The sequence below is a fragment of the Clostridium sp. E02 genome, assembly GCF_003833015.1.
GTDB lineage: Bacteria > Bacillota > Clostridia > Lachnospirales > Lachnospiraceae > Lacrimispora.
Window position 1 is genome coordinate 89,110 of sequence record NZ_RJLQ01000018.1, and the last position, 19,030, is coordinate 108,139.

General features: G+C 39.7%; 16 protein-coding genes and 1 pseudogene. 3 read left to right on the top strand and 14 right to left on the bottom strand.

The features are described 5' to 3' along the window. Positions 1-2: 2 nt before the first annotated feature. The 12 genes from EFT72_RS14395 to EFT72_RS14450 form a co-directional block, all read right to left on the bottom strand. Positions 3-950 (bottom strand): ABC transporter permease, encoded by a 948-nt coding sequence (locus EFT72_RS14395; RefSeq protein WP_124067615.1) that lies wholly within the window; start codon positions 948-950, stop codon positions 3-5. Next, a complete protein-coding gene (locus EFT72_RS14400) occupies positions 947-1,375 on the bottom strand; it encodes a hypothetical protein (RefSeq protein ID WP_124067616.1) in 429 nt (142 codons plus the stop codon). Before EFT72_RS14400 ends, EFT72_RS14395 begins: the two co-directional genes overlap by 4 nt. 122 nt (positions 1,376-1,497) lie before the next feature. Continuing rightward, the gene (locus tag EFT72_RS14405) at positions 1,498-2,709 is read right to left on the bottom strand and encodes an ABC transporter permease (RefSeq protein WP_124067617.1); all 1,212 of its coding nucleotides are present in this window, start codon (positions 2,707-2,709) and stop codon (positions 1,498-1,500) included. Positions 2,710-2,723: 14 nt separating this feature from the next. Beyond that, the gene (locus EFT72_RS14410; RefSeq protein ID WP_124067618.1) at positions 2,724-3,932 is read right to left on the bottom strand and encodes an ABC transporter permease; all 1,209 of its coding nucleotides are present in this window, start codon (positions 3,930-3,932) and stop codon (positions 2,724-2,726) included. After that, the gene (locus tag EFT72_RS14415; protein WP_124067619.1) at positions 3,923-4,723 is read right to left on the bottom strand and encodes an ABC transporter ATP-binding protein; all 801 of its coding nucleotides are present in this window, start codon (positions 4,721-4,723) and stop codon (positions 3,923-3,925) included. The genes EFT72_RS14410 and EFT72_RS14415 overlap by 10 nt, the downstream gene beginning before the upstream one ends. Positions 4,724-4,736: 13 nt before the next feature. After that, entirely contained in the window at positions 4,737-6,143 is a 1,407-nt protein-coding gene (locus tag EFT72_RS14420) for an HlyD family efflux transporter periplasmic adaptor subunit (protein ID WP_243110023.1), read from the bottom strand. 164 nt (positions 6,144-6,307) lie between these two features. Continuing rightward, entirely contained in the window at positions 6,308-8,314 is a 2,007-nt protein-coding gene (locus EFT72_RS14425) for a methyl-accepting chemotaxis protein (RefSeq protein WP_124067620.1), read from the bottom strand. A gap of 480 nt (positions 8,315-8,794) precedes the next feature. After that, entirely contained in the window at positions 8,795-10,360 is a 1,566-nt protein-coding gene (locus EFT72_RS14430) for a glycine betaine ABC transporter substrate-binding protein (RefSeq protein WP_124067621.1), read from the bottom strand. Further along, positions 10,357-11,493 (bottom strand): ABC transporter ATP-binding protein, encoded by a 1,137-nt coding sequence (locus tag EFT72_RS14435; protein WP_124067622.1) that lies wholly within the window; start codon positions 11,491-11,493, stop codon positions 10,357-10,359. Before EFT72_RS14435 ends, EFT72_RS14430 begins: the two co-directional genes overlap by 4 nt. A gap of 121 nt (positions 11,494-11,614) precedes the next feature. Next, complete coding sequence (locus EFT72_RS14440) at positions 11,615-12,967, bottom strand: glycoside hydrolase family 43 protein (protein ID WP_124067623.1); 1,353 nt, start codon at positions 12,965-12,967, stop codon at positions 11,615-11,617. Between the two features lie 199 nt (positions 12,968-13,166). Beyond that, positions 13,167-14,147, bottom strand: coding sequence for a YARHG domain-containing protein (locus EFT72_RS14445; protein ID WP_124067624.1), 981 nt, complete (start codon positions 14,145-14,147; stop codon positions 13,167-13,169). Between the two features lie 151 nt (positions 14,148-14,298). Continuing rightward, complete coding sequence (locus EFT72_RS14450) at positions 14,299-16,005, bottom strand: collagen-binding domain-containing protein (RefSeq protein WP_124067625.1); 1,707 nt, start codon at positions 16,003-16,005, stop codon at positions 14,299-14,301. Positions 16,006-16,291: 286 nt separating this feature from the next. Between EFT72_RS14450 and EFT72_RS14455 the strand changes: the two genes are divergently transcribed. Both EFT72_RS14455 and EFT72_RS14460 read left to right on the top strand, forming a co-directional pair. Beyond that, positions 16,292-17,101 carry a hypothetical protein gene (locus EFT72_RS14455; RefSeq protein ID WP_124067626.1) on the top strand — a complete coding sequence of 270 codons (810 nt, stop codon included), beginning with the start codon at positions 16,292-16,294 and terminating at the stop codon, positions 17,099-17,101. Positions 17,102-17,150: 49 nt separating this feature from the next. Continuing rightward, positions 17,151-17,339 (top strand): annotated as a pseudogene (locus tag EFT72_RS14460) (DUF1848 family protein); the annotation flags it as partial. Between the two features lie 248 nt (positions 17,340-17,587). Here EFT72_RS14460 and EFT72_RS19705 read toward each other — a convergent pair. Next, complete coding sequence (locus EFT72_RS19705) at positions 17,588-17,779, bottom strand: hypothetical protein (protein ID WP_243110024.1); 192 nt, start codon at positions 17,777-17,779, stop codon at positions 17,588-17,590. Continuing rightward, positions 17,752-18,264, bottom strand: a complete 513-nt coding sequence (locus EFT72_RS14465; protein WP_243110025.1) for an ATP-binding cassette domain-containing protein — start codon at positions 18,262-18,264, stop codon at positions 17,752-17,754. The genes EFT72_RS19705 and EFT72_RS14465 overlap by 28 nt, the downstream gene beginning before the upstream one ends. A 99-nt stretch (positions 18,265-18,363) precedes the next feature. Here EFT72_RS14465 and EFT72_RS14470 point away from each other — a divergent pair, with 99 nt between their 5' ends. Beyond that, entirely contained in the window at positions 18,364-18,807 is a 444-nt protein-coding gene (locus tag EFT72_RS14470; protein ID WP_124067627.1) for a hypothetical protein, read from the top strand. Positions 18,808-19,030 lie beyond the last annotated feature (223 nt).

The following is a 19,030-nucleotide window of genomic DNA, read 5'->3' on the forward strand; positions in this document are numbered from 1 at the left end:
TTTTATCTCTGCGGCCTCTTTTGTTCTCTTGCATTAATCTTTTGAACTTTTACATCCGGAGTACTAACGTTTAGTTTGGGTACTGCTTTCACATAATAATAATAATCATCATCTTCAAACTGCACATATTCCGTCCGGCTATAATCCACGGCAAATACGAAAAATGTATAGATTCCTGCAATTAGTATGGAAAACAAAACTCCTCCAAAAAGAGGTAGAACGGAAACGGCAACGTCTGCCACAATATCTCCGATAAATATAACACTTAACTGGACGATGGTCCCCACGGCGATTGCAATCATCCAGGAATAATCCATAGACAGGCTGCGGATAATCTTGACCACCACCAGCGCCAAAGCAAATGCAAGAACCATAACAAGCATCATCTTATTGGACATCAGGCTTTTCATGACCTGCATAAATTTTTGAACCTCGTCTACTGCCACATCATTCGTAAGCACACCTGCATTCTGTTTCACATACAAAAGTGTATAATAAATAAACACACCACTGCATACTGGAATGATTGAAACTACACTTCCCGACAACCCAACCAGCAATGGAATGGCATAAGGAATTTTTAACAGAAAAAAAACAGGAGTGAGAATCAAAAGATAACTATCTCCAGGCTGAAAACCATAGTAGAGTAATCCTGTAATCAAAAAAAATACTCCCATAACAAATGTAATCTCCAGTGAAACCCCTGATAAGTGGGCAAGCATATACATAGCTGCCAGAAATGAGATGGCTCCATAGGGTAAAAAGGCACACACCAAAGCCAGCACCAATGGAATCAGTGGCACTGTCAGTTGTGTCATATATCCTATATTTAAATTCATCAAAGAAAAAGCCAGCAGGCTAAAGATAAACTTAATCACAGGAGTGACATAAATATCATATCTTGCATAAAATTCTTTTAAATGTTCTTTCAGTACTAGAAGGCCTATCACGATGTCCGCCCTCCTTTGGTTCTTTTTATTGGTCTTGTACTTCCAACGTATCGCTTGTCCAGTCGCTTTAATCTGGCCATATATACTTTCATTCCCCTACTCGCATGTTCATATCGCTTTCTATATACTAAAAAGCTGATCAAAAGATAAAAGAACAGCCCAATGCAGTAAGTTACACCAACCCGAGTCACAGCATCGGCTAGACTTTTTACTTCCATCATATTAAGCCAATATTCCATATAATACAGGCCCCACAAAAAAAGGCACAAGAAAAAGCTCAAGGTGTAACTAAAAAAGGAACGGAATAACTTGCTTCCAATATAGTCAATCTTAAAATAACGGGTAATCGGAAAGATAAGTTTTCCTTCATGCTTTTCAAACATGGCTAGGTTTGTCATAATCTTGATTTTTTCTTCACTAAGCATATGGTCTCCTTACTATACCATAGGATACCAACTTATTATAACATAGAATTTTTTACTTTGCGACCCCCATACCAAATTTTTATTTAAATAGAAAGGAAAGAATGCGGCAAATGCCGCACTCTTCATTCAAATCTTAATGCATCAATCGGATCTTTCTGCGCTGCCTTGGATGCCGGATAAATTCCAAAAAAAACACCAACCAGAGCTGAAAATCCCACGGCTGTTATAACAACCGAAGGTTTTACAACAACAGAAATTCCCATTAAAGCACCACCTGCCATTACAATACCTGCTCCCAAAAGGATTCCGATCATTCCTCCCATTGCCGACAAAACCGCTGATTCTGTAAGAAACTGAATCATTACATCCGCCGTCTTTGCCCCTAGCGCTTTTCTGATTCCAATCTCCCTGGTACGTTCCGTTACAGATACCAGCATAATATTCATAATACCGATCCCCCCAACGAGCAGTGAGATTGCTGCAATTCCTCCAACCGCAGCAGACAGCCCTCCCATGGCATTATCCGTATCTCCCATCTCACTGATGATTGATTGGAATTGGATATCTTCAGGCTTCCGATTCTTTTTATTCGCTAAATATGCACAAAACTTCCTAGAGAACGCTTCCATATTACTCCCTTCTTTGGCATACAACCGAATAAAATAGATATTATCATTGGGCCATGTCAGCAGGGTATTTGGAAGATAAGCATATTGTGTCTCATTCAAACCACCAACCATTGCTTCAAGAGGAGATTGCTCTTTCCGATAGACCCCTACTACATTAAAATCATAGGTTGCTCCATATATCGTAGAACGAAGTGTTTCTCCAACCGCATTCACCTTCCCAAAAAGAGCCTTTGCTCCTTTTTCTTCTATAACTATGTTGTTTTTTCTTCCTTTTACATCAGCTTCACTCAAGTTTCTTCCATGCAAGATGTTGATCTTTTGTACATCTGTATAATTGGCATTGATCCCTTCAAAATTAAATTTCGCTTTCTTCCTGCCCGCAACCACATCTGCATCCGCACTGGCATAGCTGTCAATGTAACTGATTTCATCTCCAAACACTTCCTTAATTCGGTCAATCTCATCCAAATTGAAATAATCACTCTGTCTCATCTCACTGCCATCCGTTGGCCATATATGAACAGTCGCTAATGTAACCCCAACGTTCTTATACAAATCCGATACCATAAATCGCATTGTATCACCAATGGATACAATCGAGATAACAGATCCAATGCCTATGATAATTCCCAGCATTGTTAGGAAGGAACGCATTTTATTCCCTTTAATGGCATGAAAAGCCATAATCATATTTTCAAACAACATGCCGATCCTCCCTCCTATTCGTACCTCAGCGCATCTATGGGATCTGATTTTGCTGCTTTCGTGGCAGGATACAGACCGAAAAAAATACCTACAATTGCCGAAAATCCGACTGCCAATATTACCACAGACGGTCTAATAACGACAGACATCTGAAGAATCGCTCCTCCTGTTTTTACAAGAAGCCCTCCCAAAATAATTCCTATCACACCCCCACAACCAGAAAGCATGGCAGATTCGATTAAAAACTGAATCAAGATATCCTTTGTCTGCGCCCCCAATGCCTTACGTATCCCGATTTCACGAGTTCTCTCCGTAACAGATACCAGCATAATATTCATAATCCCAATTCCACCTACCAAAAGGGAGATCGCAGCGATTCCACCTACGGCGGCTGAAAGTCCAGATAGCTGAGAATCAACTAGCTCCATCTGCTCCGCCACCGAACTGGCATATATTTCTGACTCCTTTCGATTTTTCACTTTTGCCACATACCTGGTGAGGACTTGTAAAAACGCCTTCATATCGACTCCATCTTTGATGTAGAAGTTTAAACCCTGAAACCGGGTGTCATGGTTCGTGATTAAGGTTTCCGGCAAGAAACCAGCCTGGTTCTGCCCATTACTTAAAAGGCTTGCCAACACAGGAGACAAATCTTTGCGGTATACCCCAACTACCATAAACTCCTTCGTATCTTTATTTACGACCATTCGAAACGTTCGCCCCACACAGTTTGCCGTTCCAAAAAGTAACTCTGCCCCTTTATCTTCCAATACCACATGATTGGCCGCCTGCTTTACATCCGCTTCGTTGATCATTCGTCCAGAAATAATATTAACCGCCTGGACGTCGTTGTAATTGGAATTGACTCCTTGAAATTGATATTTTACTTTTCTCCTGCCATTAACAGCTTCCGTATTCTCAGAAGACCTACTATCAATGTACTCAATTTTATCCTTGTAGATCTCTTTGACCCGTTCCATCTCCTCTCTTGTAAACCTATCCGTAATTCGAGCATCCGGAACGTCCCAGTTTACCATTACATAGGCACGATTATATCCTACATCTTTATAGGCATCCGAAAACAAAGCTCTCATACTGTCTCCGACCGAAACAATAGCAATAACAGCTCCAATTCCAATGATAATTCCAAGCATGGTTAAAATTGATCTCATTTTATTGGATTTAATGGCATAAAGGGCCATGCCCATATTTTCTAATAGCATGCCGCTCCCTCCGCATCCTCTGTTACTTCCTCTTCTGATCTCTGCACAAGCTTTCTTGGAACATTGGGTGTATCGCTAATCAAATCCCCATCCCGAAACCTTAAAATCCGTTCTGTATAAGCAGCGATGTCTTCTTCATGCGTAACTAAGACTACGGTTGCACCTTCGTCATGAAGTTTGGAAAACAGTTCCATTATTTCTAAAGAAGAGGTTGAATCAAGGTTTCCCGTTGGCTCATCTGCAAGGATTAATGGGGGTTCGTTGGCAAGTGCTCTGGCAATTGCAACTCTCTGCCTTTGTCCTCCTGACAATTCGTTGGGCATATGCTCGTATCGACTTCCAAGTCCCACTCGGTCCAAAAGTTCCAGTGCCCGCTTTTCCCTCTCCTTTTTGGACTTATGGGCATAGGTCATAGGAAGTTCTACATTCTTAAGAGCAGAGGTTCTGGATATTAAGTTAAAAGACTGAAATACAAATCCTATCTTCCGGTTGCGAATGGAAGATAGGTCATCGGGAGGCATCTTTGCCGTGTCAATTCCATCTAGATAATAATGCCCCATAGTAGGACGGTCCAAACACCCTAATATATTCATCAAAGTGGACTTTCCAGAACCGGACTGCCCCATAATGGCAACAAATTCTCCCCGTTTAATGGTCAAATTGACCCGTTTTAAACCCAAGACTTTTATGGATCCAGTATCATAAATCTTCACCATATCCACCAATTTTATTAAGTCTTCTGTGATATTCTCCGTTATATAAGCAGGTAGTTTCTCTTTCTTCTTCCACATTTTAGATCCTCCTTCATTGGTCGTACGGAACTACATTTACGGTCATTCCGTCTAAAATCATAGGAGATGGGGAATCAATTACCTGCATCCCTTCTTTGAAATCATCGTCTTTCCCCGGAATTACTTCCACTTCAATATCACTTTCTACACCCGTAGTAACAGGAACCATTTTTACTATTTCATTCTCAACCAATGCAATGGCTGTACTTCCATCTGGCTGGAGAACTAAAGCAGAGATTGGAACCACCCACGTATTTTCTGCTTTCTTAAGATCAATCTTAGCTTTGGCAGTAATGCCAGCGATTAATTTGGTGTTTTGATCAATAATCCGGATTGTAATTGGAATCACCCGTTCGGTTGATCCACCCCCTTTTTCTTCACCAGTGGGGGAAATAGACGTAACTTCTCCTCGTATGGTCTTCCCGCTTAAAATATCCGCACTAATCTCAACTGGCTGGCCAACCTTCACTTTTCCTATGGAGTATTCACTAATGTTAATCCTCATCTCCAGTACATCCAAATTATTAATAATAAACATGGGCTTATCGTTGTCTGTCTTGTCTGCAAAGCGTCCAACCTTGCAGTTTACCCGTACCACAGTTCCATCAATGGGGCTGGTGACTTTGGTGTTAATTAATGCCTCTTTTTTTTGTTCCAGCTCAAATGCCTCTTTTTCAATCTGAAGTGCATAGGATTCATTGGCTATGGGCTTTCCTTCTTTAAGGGTATAATCGCTCATCGCTCTCTTTGCATCGTTCATAGAATTTAATGCTGTCTCAAGTTCCACCTTGGAGGCACTGCCTCCCTGGGAAAGAATCAGCGTCCGATTATAGTTTTCCTTGGCTGTATCATAATCCTGTTTGGCTTTTGCATATCCATTCTTTGCTTCCCGCTGCTTGTCATTGTATGTACTAACTGCCAGATCATAATCATTCTGGGCAATGTCTAATTCTTTTTTTGACTCCTTGTCATCTAGTATCGCCAACACTTGGCCTTTTTCGACCCGATCCCCTTCTTTTACTTCTAGTTTTAAAATCTCTGCGTGAAGATTGGAAACAACTTCCACACTGTCCGTTCCTTGCACCGGACCGCTGACCGTAAGAATCTCCGTTACTTCTCCCTTTTTTAACGGTTCCGCTGTAACAGACAAGAGACCGCTTTTTCCACCTGCAGCATTTTTAACAACGATTAAACAAATCCCAGCTGCTACGATCGAACCAATAATAATCTTCTTTTTTCGACTCCACTTTTTTCTCGGTTGTTTATTCTTCTTCTTTTTCCCCCCCTCATTAAACTCCATCAAATGCTTCAGTTCCTGATTGAAGTCTTCATCAGACATTGCTTCGTCCATTGCTTCTTTCGAATTTTCTATCTGATTTTCTTCCGCTTTTACTTTTTTATTCCAATTCAATCGTTTCATGTCCGCTCCTTCCACTATTCTCCATTCGCTTCTTACCATTATAGCGTATTTTCATAACATTTGAAATAATAATTTCTTATTATTTTCTAAATATTATCAAAAATATAAAGAATAGTAAAAAAGGTGTCTAAAACAAAGATTCCTTTGTTTTAGACACCTTCCTATCAAATCTGAAATTTATCAGCTAGGTCTTTTAACATTCCTGCCTGTGCGGATAATTCTTCACTGGCTGCTGAACTTTCTTCCGCTGTCGCTGAGTTGGACTGAACGACTGAATTCACCTGCTCAAGACCTGCCATCGCTTGAGTCAAAGACTCTGCCTGTATGTTGGCAGCATCGGATACACGGCTGATGTTGTTGGCAGTTTCTTTGACTCCCTCCACCACCTCATCCAAAATATGACTGGTCTCGTCTGCTAGACTCGTTCCATTTTCGACTGCCTGTATCGTATGTTCAATCAACACCGTTATATTGCTGGCCGCCTGAGCTGACTTGTTGGCCAGGTTTCTTACTTCATCTGCCACAACAGCAAACCCCTTGCCCGCTTCTCCTGCTCTTGCCGCTTCTACAGCTGCATTCAGTGCCAGTATATTGGTTTGAAACGTAATATCTTCAATTGTTTTTATGATTTTGCCAATTTCGGAAGATTGATTTTTGATCTCTTCGATCGCATAAAGCAGCTGTTTCATATGATCGTTGCTTTGATCTGCAGATACTCTTACAAGTTCAGCTCGGTTTTCCGCTTCCTTTGCATTGGTCGCTGTTTCTGATATTTTATCTGAGATTTGATCCATGGTGCTAGAGAGTTCTTCCATAACACTTGCCTGTTCCATCGTCCCCTGAGCAAGTGCCTGAGAACCATTCGCCACCTCAGCCGAACCGCCAGACACCTGTTCGGAAGCAATCAACAGATCCCCTATGGTCTTCTTTAACATACCAGAAGTACGAAGAAGCGATTCTTTAATCACAGCAAATTCTCCATCGTAGGATTGAACCAGCTTAAGATTTAAATTCCCTTTCCCCAGTTCATCCAATGCACCAGAGACTTCTTCAATATAGGTAATGTAATTCACAAGTCTGCTCGTTAAATTCCTCAAAGAATCTGCCAATCTGCCAACTTCGTCATTGCTTTTTACATCAATGTCCACATTTAAATTACCAGCTGCCAGCTCATCTGTTAATTTTGTCAGCCTCTTTAGCGGTTTTGCAATGCTCTTTGCAACCAAAAACATAACAGCAATCAGTATCACTCCAATGATTGCAAACAAAAGCGTCATGGTTTTTACCACCATTTTTGATGATTGAAAGAAATCATCTTTATCAACCGTGACTACGGTTTTCCAACCTGCACTTGGGATTTCTCGTGTGATTCCACAAGCAAGCAGCTTCCCTTCCCGATAATAAATAACATCTTTGCCTGGGTTCTCATAGTCAGACATCATCTTTGTATCTAACCCAATATCCTTGATATTTTTTAATACTTCCTCTTTATGGGGACTGACAAGAATCTGTCCGTCTCCGCTGATCAGACGAACGGAACCACTTTCATGGGCTAATTGAAACCCTTCTATTTTTTCCGTCAGAGTCGTTAGTTCCACATCAAGTGCTGCCACACCAAGAAGTTTGGTCCCAGAAGAGTCATAAATGGGAGCAGAAAAAGCAATAACATTCGCTCCTGTCGTTAAGTCTACATATGGATCCGTAATAATATAGCCACGATTCAACTGTTCTTCGGTCTGAAAGGAGTACGGTCTCTGGTTGAGTCTATAACTTGAATCAGATACCCAATTTTCCCCGTTAAATGCTATGTTCGTATCCAAATCTGCATAATAGGCTGCTAAAATCTGAGCATCTCCGTCCGTGGTTTTTTTTAACATATCATAAACCGGCTGCCAATACTCGGAGCTTTTTAGCTGATCACTTTTGGTTACCGAACTCAGTAGATTAATCCCACTGGAGTCTTTTGACATCTGCTGCGCTATGGCTATGTAATGTTTAAAATAACTATCTGCTTCTTCTGTCATCTTTTCAGCAGAAAGTGCTGTAATATCGCTCTCATTCGAAATAACCGTCTTTTCCGTAAATGAGATCATTATGATCCCGGTACAAATCATAAAGAAGGCAACCAGTCCCCCTATGATTAAAACAATTTTTGTCTCTATACTTTTCATGATTCATCCTTTCGTAATAAAAAACACTGGAGTTTAATGACATAAATCTGGTCTTTGGAACGGCCACAACAATTGAAAAGTAATTTTAAAAACATAAGTAAAAAACCCCAATGTTTTAATCGTTATTATGTCATCGAATCATAAAAATGTCAATAGATAACATTCAGATCATTCTCCTATCCAGAGAGAAAAAATCAGAACTTTCCTACCCTTTATTTAGCAATCTAACCATATTGACAAAAAGCCAGACGGTTAATAAAAGGAATAAACTTCCAGATCCTAGATATAAGTAAGGGATCTGGGTGAATTGCAGGAGCCATAGCAATAACAAAAGAATGGCCCCTAGTCCCAAATACCTCCCAAACAATACTCCTATTTTTTCTTCTTTTCGGCTTAATTTCATGGTTCCAATGAGCATCCACCGATATCCAGGACAAAGCAGTATAATTGATAAAAACGCGAAAATTATAATTGCAAGTATCACGATATAAGCCCTCTTTCCCTTAAAAAATCCTCCGCTACTTTTTCAGGCGCCTCCTGCTCTTCATCCACCTTGTAATTTAGATCAATCATAATATCGTCTGTTAAAACCTCACCTAGTTGTGCCATTAGTCCTTCAATTTCCGGATATTTTTCCAGTGTCTCTTTTCGAATTATTGGAACTGCATAATAAGGCGGGAAAAAATTTTTATCATCTTTCAAAGTGATTAATCCAAATTTTTTCAGTAAACCATCGGTAGAAAATGCATCGACTACGTCGACTTCCCCATTTTTTAGAGCCGTATAACGGGGTGCTCCATCTATGGTCATACTGTTTCCAATTTGAAACCCGTATTTTTTCTCAATACCAGAAAGACCGTCTGCCCGATTTGCAAACTCAAAGGTTGTGCCAGATGACATCTGGTCTGCTATTTTCGCAAAGTCACTGATTGTTTTAAGTCCATATTTCTCTGACATTTCAGGAGTAACTGCTAAGGTATAAGAATTATTAAAATTCATCTGTTTGAGCACCTTTAGATTATAAAGCTCATTGTACTCTTTCTTAACGGTATTATAGACCTCATCCATATCACTGATAGGAGGATGCTTTAATACATCTGAATAGCAAGTTCCACTGTACTGCACGAACATGTCGATATCACCTTTTTGCAACGCGCCAAAGCAAACCTGAGTTCCACCAAGATTGAGTCTCCTGTTTACTTTAATATCAGTTTTGTCTTCAATCATGTCAGCAACCAAATGTCCCAATATTTCCTGCTCGGTAAAATCTTTGGATCCAACCGAAATAATCTTTCCACCTGTTGTTTTGGCTCCCACAGAGGTAAAGACAAAAATTACAGCAATCAATAGCGTTGCAACGCTTAACGTTGCTTTTTGTGCCGTACGTCTTTTTCTTTTAACTACACTTTCCCCTTTTTGCAGACTAATGGGGGTAACCAGCTTTTCTACTACATTTAATAGAAAATCTACCATCAAGGCCAATAAACAGGCTGGTATTGCTCCTGCAAGAATCTGGTAATTGTTTACCGTCCTGATTCCAGAGAAAACAAGATACCCCAAACCACCAGCACCGATAAAAGCTGCCATTGTCATAAGACCGACTGCCGTAACCGATGCAATCCGGACACCTGCCATAATTACAGGAAGTGCCAGAGGGATCTGTACTTTTGTCAAAACCTGGAGCGGAGTCAAACCAATTCCTTTTGCTGCTTCAAGAGTCTGCGGATTGATGCTTTCTAATCCGGTATAAGTATTCTTTATAATAGGAAGCAAAGAATAAAGAACAACTGCAACAATAGCTGGAACGGTACCAATTCCAAGAAGTGGTATCATAAATCCTAAAAGCGCCATACTTGGGATTGCCTGAATCACATTGGCTACGGATAATACTGGCTTACTTGCTTTTGCTGCATAGGAAATAAAAATCCCCAGAGGCACCCCAATTAAGATCGCCAGCCCTACCGAGATCGCAGTTAACTTTAAATGTTCCACCAGCAAAGTAATGATCTGTATATAATTTTCTAAAATGTATTGTATAAAATTCATTCTGTCTCTCCTCCTTCGAAGTCAAAATATTGTTGACTTAAAGTGGTAACCAGACTGCTCCGGGTAACCAAACCCTTAAGCGTTCTCTCCTCATCAACGACTGGGACCGTTGAGACGTGATACTCCGTAACTATTTTTAATGCATCCAGTATACACTGGTCTGGTAAAAGTATAGGGAAATCCTCTATCATAAACTTTTCCGCTTTTTCGGATCGGTCTAAAACACCTCTTAGCCGTCTCGCTTTTACCATACCACAAAGTTTACGGGTTTCCCTATCAATCACTAGCAGACTATCTACTTTGTTTTGACGCATCTTATCAATACATTTTAAAACAGAAAGTTCTTTTATCGCTGTAATGGGTTTTTCAATCATAATATCCGAAACTTTGATATATTCTGGGGAAGACCAGATTCGGTTTTTACCCACAAAGCTTGAAACAAAATCATCAACGGGATTATTTAAAATATTTTCTGGTGTATCATACTGTAGAATATCACCATCTTTCATAATGCAGATCATGTCAGCGATCTTTATGGCTTCGTCCATGTCATGTGTCACGAATACAATGGTCTTTTTTAATTTATCTTGCAGTTGTACCAATTCGTCCTGAAGATCTGATCTGGTCATAGGATCCAGTGCCGAAAACGGTTCATCCATGAGAATAATATCAGGATCTGTTGCAAATGCTCTGGCAACTCCCACTCGCTGTTGCTGTCCTCCACTTAATTCTGTGGGATACCGATCCAGAAAATCCTCACTATTAAGTCCTACCATCTGCATTAGTTTCTTTGTTTTTTCTACAATTTGATCTTTCGCTATTCCTTCCAGTTTTGGAATCAGTTCAATGTTTTCCTGCACTGTCATATGTGGAAACAAACCAGTCTGTTGAATGACGTAACCAATCCGACGACGCAGGGCGACTTCATTCACTGTGCTGGAATTTTTATCATCAATATAAATTGTGCCTGAGGACTGTTTGATCAGACGGTTTATCATCTTTAACAGTGTTGTCTTTCCACATCCACTCTCTCCAATGATCGCCACCAGGCTCCCTTTTTTTATCGAAAATGATATATCCTTTAGTACTTGCTTTGATTTGTAGCGTTTTGAAATATGTTCAAATTTTATCATATTTTCCCTCCTTTGCTGCAAAGTAACAACTTAATTGTAACTCAAAGTTGTCAGTTTGTCAAACAACAGGAAAACCACCAATCTCATATTCCTTCCAATTTCTCCCATACAAAATTGTTATTCAGAACTTCCACCAGTTGACGTTAAATAAATATCCACTTCCACCGGTAAATTTAAGGTATAAATCATGTTCTCCTGCTGCACCATTTACCGTACATGATTTTGTTGTCCAGTTCTGCCAGCCTCCAGTTCCTGTTATCTGACAGGTCCCTACCAAACTTCCCGTTGGGCTATCTAGACGAAGTTCGATATTACCGCCACTCCCGCCAGAAGCCACTCTTGCTTCAAACGATTTTGCACTGGAACCAAAATCGACTCCATTGATCTTAATCCAATCCCCGTTTTCTATATACCCTACATTCATACCACCTTCTTGGCAAACTTCTGTTTTAATTCCTGATGCAAATCCAATCATTTCTGCTTCGTTTTTAACGTATGGATTCACCTTTCCAATTTGTTCTGGTCCTGATTGCGTCATGTTTATCGTAGGAAATAGACCATCTGGCTGATAATTAAATTCCTCTACACAAACAGAGCGGTGGAACCCTCCACCTCCTGGTAACGCTCCATTATGATAAAAGAAGTAGGATTTTCCTTTATAGTCAACGACACCTGCATGATTGGTGAAACTACGTCCCTGTGTCGGCATAATTACACCTCTGTAGGTCCATGGTCCGGTGGGGCTGGTGCTTGTGGAGTAACCGATATGTTCGGAGATAGGTCCACCTGCAAAAACCATATAATACAACTGATTCCTTTTGTAAAACCACGGTCCTTCTTCGTATGTAGTGGCCCGATCCGTTTTGATTCTTTTTCCAAATCCTTCTGTTGTCAAAGGGACCTGCTGCACAGTACCAGAATAAGAAATCATGTCCTGATTTAATTTCACATAATAGAGATTCGGATTTCCCCAATATAGATAGGCTTGTCCATCACCATCAATAAACACGGTTGGGTCAATATCTCCACTTCCATTCGTAATAAGAGGATGTCCCAAAGCGTCTTTAAATGGTCCGGTAGGGCGATCGGAAACAGCAACCCCAATAACTTTCCCACCATTTTTCAAATTCACGGGAGCATAAAAGTAAAATTTTCCATTCCTTTCTACGCACTGTCCTGCCCAAGCGTCTCCTCTTGACCACTGAAAAGTCTGATAAGACAGGGGAGAACCATGATCCGTCCAGTTTACCATGTCAGTGGAAGAATAACACCGCCAGTCATTCATGGTAAAAAAATTATTGACTAGGTTGTCCTCATCGTGCCCCGTATACACATAACATGTCCCATCATACACCATAGGGGCCGGATCTGTCGTATAATTGGTTTGCACAATTGGGTTATCCCCATAACAAAAAGTTGGAATGAATGCGGATAACATAACAGCAAGTATTGCGACCTTATTTGCTTTTTTCATATCCCTTCTCCTTTTTAAGTTTCTTTCCATGATCGGTTCCGTGTTATCTTCGTGTTCCATTTTGTATTGTCTATTTATATAATATATTCTTATTTAAATTAAAATATTCAACATTCTACTATGTTTCACCATACATGGCTATAAAATAAAAAGGAGCAAAGTCACTATTAAAACTTTGCACACTCCCTATGATTGCATTCTATTGTTTGTAAGTATCTAATTTACTTAATATTTTTAAATTCGCTTTTTCGTATTCATTAAAAACATTGACATCAAAATTTTCTGGAGTTACGTATGGCTCATACCATAACTGTACTCTAAAATAGTTATTCAAATCTTCATCTTTAAATATATATCCATGCATTGCATAGATTTCATTTTTAGCTAGATGTATGATTAATAAAGGATCATCTTTAAAATCATCCTCACTATAGTATTTGATATCTGTATAATACAGAGGTTCAATTACATTCGCCACATCTCTTACTCCCCGAACATTTTCAAAATAGTTCGTTACCTCATGAAAGAAAGGACAGTCAGCCCGATATTTCGCCCTCTTATTGATTTCCGAATTCATTTCATCACTTGACATGGAATAATATCTGTCTGAAAAATCAGGTTCTTTAATTTCTGTTTTTGTTTCTTTCTCTGGATTCTTTCTTTCAAATACATAGTTCCCAGAAATCCCAAAACCAATTGGATTTTTGTCATCCAATTTATAATCTTTTACAGTAACAATGATTTTGTTTTCTGAGAAAGTAATGAAGAGAGTTCCAGTACCTCCCCACCCATCATCAGAAAAGCAATAAGTACACGTACCATTTGCAATGTCACACTTTATATGTTCAATTTCTGCTAAACGTTGAGTTGCCCACTGCTGGGAAAAAATACTTCCTTCTAATTCGTTACCATTTTTTATAGTAACACCAAATTCTGTTCCGCCATTGGCTAAGATTTCCGCAGAGCTTACCCCCCCTTCGGTCCAAACTCCTGTATATGACTCGTAATTTTCTTTGTTTGAATTGACGGTTTCTATATTATTGCGTTCTGTTTTGATTGGAACCAAACTCTCTATTGTTTCTGATTCTTTTATCAATGATTCCTCTGTTAATGGGATTCCTTGACATCCTGTCATTAAAACAGCTATGAACATAATAAAAAATACATATTTTTTTATCATAAATCACCTCTCTGTAATCACTATAATGCAATTGATTTAACCTGTCAAGATGACCTTCGAAGACAATACGTTTTCGCAATCAAAACACCTCTGAATACACGAATGGAGTGGGATTCAGACGAACCCCACCCCAACGATTGAAAAGGAAATGTTAATCAATCATGAAACTGGCAACACCAATGTTACTAAATGTAATCATTGGCTTGCACCAGAATGTATTGCGGCAATTTTCAGTTAGCCTTACTTTTAAGATATAGCAGCCTTCATAAGGAGCCGCAAATTCAAAGTTTCCACAACCGCACACATGGATGCAAAACAGCAATGTATCAATATCATTACATCTTTTGTATAATTCCACCTCCCATTCATGGTAATCACCGCAGCGGCATCCCCATATGCATCCTGTGATAATGTCAGGTTTAATCAGACACTCCTTGCAAACAGGACAAGGCTTCTGCCTTGGACACTCCGGACAGGCTGGACAGGCCGGACAAGTTGGGCAGGGCTCTGGCTCCGGACAAGCCGGGCACGTTGGACAGGGCTCTGGCTCCGGACAGGCTGGGCACGTTGGACAGGGCTCTGGCTCCGGACAGGCTGGGCACGTTGGACAGGGCTCTGGTTTCGGACACGTTGGGCACGGCTCTGGCTTTGGACAGGGCTCTGGTTTCGGGCACGTTGGGCACGACTCTGGCTTTGGACAGGGCTCTGGTTTCGGGCACGTTGGGCACGGCTCTGGCTTCGGACAAGCTGGGCACGTTGGGCAGGGCTCTGGCTCTGGACACGTCGGACAGGGTGTTGGTTCTGGTGTTGGTTCTGGTTCTGGTTCTAGCTCTTGACACATTACGCCCCCTACAAAGGGATAATAATGAAATTCAAAGCCACTGGCAGGATTCACAGCAAAAAATCCCAAAGCTGCATTCCCACTTACATGACCGCCTGTGGGGTGTGCATGGAACATCGCCTGCGGTGCCAATATACTCCCCCAGATATCAGAAGATTTTTCCATATAAATATTAGATGCATCCTCAAATACATATAAAGTCCGATTGGCTTTGCTCTCTTCTCCATAAACGCCGTATTGTAAATGTGCATCGGAACCTGTTCGCAGTCTTACAATCACTGTACTTCCCTGAGGAACCTCGGCACGAATTCCTTTGTTAATCAGACCATCTGGTCTTACATCAATCAGAAAAACATTCTGCACAGGATCATTTCCTCTTAATATCCATTCGTGATAATTATCAATGACATTTCCATTCGGGGTCAAATCTCCGATACAATTATTATAGTATCCAATGCTTTCTTTGGCATCATTGAAAAATTTAAATAGATCCGCTCGTATTCTGCTTGCAGGTATATACCTTGGTACATCGTAACTTGGAACTAAGTAATGATTTCCTTTGTCTGTTGGCGTCCAATATTGACTACCACCATCGGCCTGATATAAAATTTTAAGGTTTTCTATCTCATCTGACCTACCGCTTTTTCCTATTAAGTAAGTACTTCCTTCACCAGCATCGAAGCTGCCACCAACAACAGCGTGACCGACCACCACCAACGGTTCGCTCATTGCTACATTGCCGCCAACCAAAAATCGAACTAAATCCGGTGAGTAGTTGGCATTTCTACTGCCTTTATCTCTGTCAAAACCCGCGCTAAATCCCCTCGGACTATAAAAACTTCCACCTATTGCCACTGGTCCCTCAACGTCAACAATGTTATTCGCATCGTTAAATACAATCACATTGAATTTAGAGGCTGGACCAAAGGGCTGACCTTCTATTTCATACCAATTTATATCATCATAGGGTATACCAGCACGCGCCATTGTTTCATTATTATAACTGCCACTATTCATATAAACTCCTGTTAACGCTTAAATTGCAATGCATTTTTATTCTCATTTCATTTTATTCCTACAGAAATGGTTCTGTGCGGTTTTTTGTATGATTAAGTTAAATTTTATATCAACTCCAATTCTTTATTAAAGAGACAAGTGAGACCGTTTCTTTTCTTTCTCTCCTGTCCATTATTTTTTTAATTAAGCATTGATAAAATGAACTAGTTCTTTCATACTGGAAGTGCTATAATGGAATTCATACAATCGATTATAAAATAAAATTCACTTAGAGGGACTAAAACAAATGAAAACAATTAGAATAAAACGAAAGTGTTTCATTGGAATTTCGTTTTTATTATTTGGATTTTTAACAGCTTGTGGGAAGCATGTGACGAATACAAATATATCGCAGGAAGAAACTAAGAAAATAGAAATTACTATGGCTCCATCAAAAGATAGTTCACCCCTACAGACCGACAGAAATGCAAGGATAAAGGAATATCAATCCGTATTGGTAACTGTATATGATAAACATACGTTTCCAGATGACAATGATTATGGCTTTGATGATAATTATGATATTTCAGAAAATCGTTTTGCAGTGAACGATATTGACCATGATGGAAACGATGAATTAATCATAGAATATACGACGACTGCAATGGCAGGAATGGTTGAAAAAATATATGACTTTGATCGAAACACCAATGCTGTCACAGAAGAATTTGAGGAATTTCCAAATCTTACCTTTTATGACAATGGAATAATTGAAGCGGGCCTGTCTCATAATCAAGGGTTGGCTGGAGACTTTTGGCCATACTCGTTATATAAATATGACACTGAATCCGACACCTATCGGTTTATGGGAACGGTAGATGCCTGGGATAAATCCATAGCTGAAACCGGTTACGATGAAAAACCATTTCCAACAGAGATTGATAAAAATGGCAATGGGATCGTATATTACATTACATCGAATGGGACAACAAATATTACGAATCCTATCGATAAAGAGGAATATGATCAATGGTTTGATTCTTATGTTGGAAATGCAAAAAAGGTCAACCTTCCATTTATGAAGCTAACCAAAGAAAATATTGATCGTATTAAATAATAGAAAGAATGTTCTAGTGCGTAACTAGTAATAGTATTGGAGTAAAAAAATGATACTAAGTGTAAGTAGAAGAACTGACATACCTTGTTACTATTCTGATTGGTTTTTCAATAGAATTATTGATGGTTACTTGTATGTTCGAAATCCAATGAATATTCATCAAGTCAGTAAAATTAATATTTCACCTGAGGTTGTCGATTGTATTGTCTTTTGGACAAAAAATCCTCAACCAATGCTTACCCACATTCTCCTATACTTTGTAGCAAAATATTACCTGAAGATAAAATTACCGAGCGTAAGGTAGCGTCACTTAAGATATCTCAATTAAGTAATTTGGGCAATATTTGAGGCCGTTTCAACTTTTGTGTAAAATTAAATTTGATATACGATATATTTGTATTTATTAAGGGCAAAGCCGTTTTTTCGAAATTTGCCCTTTGTTCGTATTATATTGCTAATGTGCTACTTGAATATGGAGCATCAATCCTAGACATTTTCCTTCACGTCAATCAACGCTCCATCTTGCATCCGTAAAATCATATCCGTTTCCATTGCAACCTTGGGATTGTGTGTGACCACTATAACAGCATACTTCTCCCTATGGGCTAGCTCCTTTAGCAACCTAACAATATTCTCCTCATTCTTTGTATCTAGATTCCCTGTAGGCTCATCCGCCAATAGGACACTCCCCTCCGATGCCATGGCTCTGGCAATGGCCTCTGCTGTTCACCTCCACTCATCATCTTTGGAAACTGTTTCTCTATTTTCTCTCCCAGCCCTACTTTCTTGAGCAGTTCTTTCGCCCTTATTTTTGCCTGCTTCAAAGGCAGCCCTTTCAAGGTCATAGGAAATACCACGTTTTCCAATGCGGTCAAAAGTGGAAACAGATGAAATGCCTGATAAACTACCGCCGCCTGATTTCTGCGGTATTGATCCCTGTTAATGGTACGGATATCTTTACCTTCAATATAAAGAGTACCAGAGGTAGGCAGATCCAGACCAGCTAATAGAGAAAGCAATGTACTTTTCCCACTTCCGGATTCCCCTACAATTGCATATATTTTACCTTTTTCAAAAGAACAGGTCATATTCTTCAGTGCTTCTATTTTCTGGTATTTTGTCTGATAAAAATAACCTACCCCTTCTGCCTGAATGATTTTCAATTTATTCACCTCTCTTCTACTTTTACTCTGCACTAAATAGAGCTTTTGTCATACTAGTTCTTCCCATACTCCACAATGCAACCATACATCCTATCAGGTTTGACATGTTGTGATAACGACTCAGAGGACAATAACGAAAGAGCTAAAACCGAATCTAGCATAAAGGATTTCTGGAATACCTCTCTTTCAGATGATGATATCAAGTATGTAAAAGCTTTTGCAGAAGACTATTTTGAAGGAATGAAACAAGATTTCATTGACGAAGATGCTGATGAATACGATGAATGCCTTGCAGAATATGATGAAATGAAATATCTGTTTATAGATCGTGTAACTTACTTTCCATTGATGGCATATGAAATAACATCCGACGTAATTCCAGAATTTTTCTTCTGGGATAATGACTTCCTTTTTATTGAAGAATGGGGGATAGAAAACTTCGAAAGAATCAAAAATCTTATTTCTGAGACCTTGGCTTCTCAGGTGTTGATAAGAATACACAATTATGATACTGTCAAGACTTTTGCGCAAATTAAATTTTAACTTAACCGCCTTGATTATTTAATACCGGTCCGCTCAGGTAAAGTCAAGAGTGCTTGCACTTGTCTTGCACTTGTCTTGCACTTGTCTTGCACTTGTCTTGCACTTGTCTTGCTCTTGACCTTACCTGGGCAGACTGGTACCGTACTTCAGGGCGGTAAGACTGCTTTTCGTTTGGTTCCGGTAAGTTAGCCGGCTATGATTCCCTCTTCTTCAGAGATTACCA

Coding starts and splice junctions, on each gene's coding strand:
- EFT72_RS14445 (WP_124067624.1), bottom strand. CDS start 14,147: ATGATAAAAAAATATGTATTTTTTATTATGTTCATAGCTGTTTTAATG.
- EFT72_RS14410 (WP_124067618.1), bottom strand. CDS start 3,932: ATGCTATTAGAAAATATGGGCATGGCCCTTTATGCCATTAAATCCAAT.
- EFT72_RS14420 (WP_243110023.1), bottom strand. CDS start 6,143: ATGAAACGATTGAATTGGAATAAAAAAGTAAAAGCGGAAGAAAATCAG.
- EFT72_RS14435 (WP_124067622.1), bottom strand. CDS start 11,493: ATGATAAAATTTGAACATATTTCAAAACGCTACAAATCAAAGCAAGTA.
- EFT72_RS14440 (WP_124067623.1), bottom strand. CDS start 12,967: ATGAAAAAAGCAAATAAGGTCGCAATACTTGCTGTTATGTTATCCGCA.
- EFT72_RS14400 (WP_124067616.1), bottom strand. CDS start 1,375: ATGCTTAGTGAAGAAAAAATCAAGATTATGACAAACCTAGCCATGTTT.
- EFT72_RS14450 (WP_124067625.1), bottom strand. CDS start 16,005: ATGAATAGTGGCAGTTATAATAATGAAACAATGGCGCGTGCTGGTATA.
- EFT72_RS14415 (WP_124067619.1), bottom strand. CDS start 4,723: ATGTGGAAGAAGAAAGAGAAACTACCTGCTTATATAACGGAGAATATC.
- EFT72_RS14455 (WP_124067626.1), top strand. CDS start 16,292: ATGAAAACAATTAGAATAAAACGAAAGTGTTTCATTGGAATTTCGTTT.
- EFT72_RS14425 (WP_124067620.1), bottom strand. CDS start 8,314: ATGAAAAGTATAGAGACAAAAATTGTTTTAATCATAGGGGGACTGGTT.
- EFT72_RS14430 (WP_124067621.1), bottom strand. CDS start 10,360: ATGAATTTTATACAATACATTTTAGAAAATTATATACAGATCATTACT.
- EFT72_RS14405 (WP_124067617.1), bottom strand. CDS start 2,709: ATGTTGTTTGAAAATATGATTATGGCTTTTCATGCCATTAAAGGGAAT.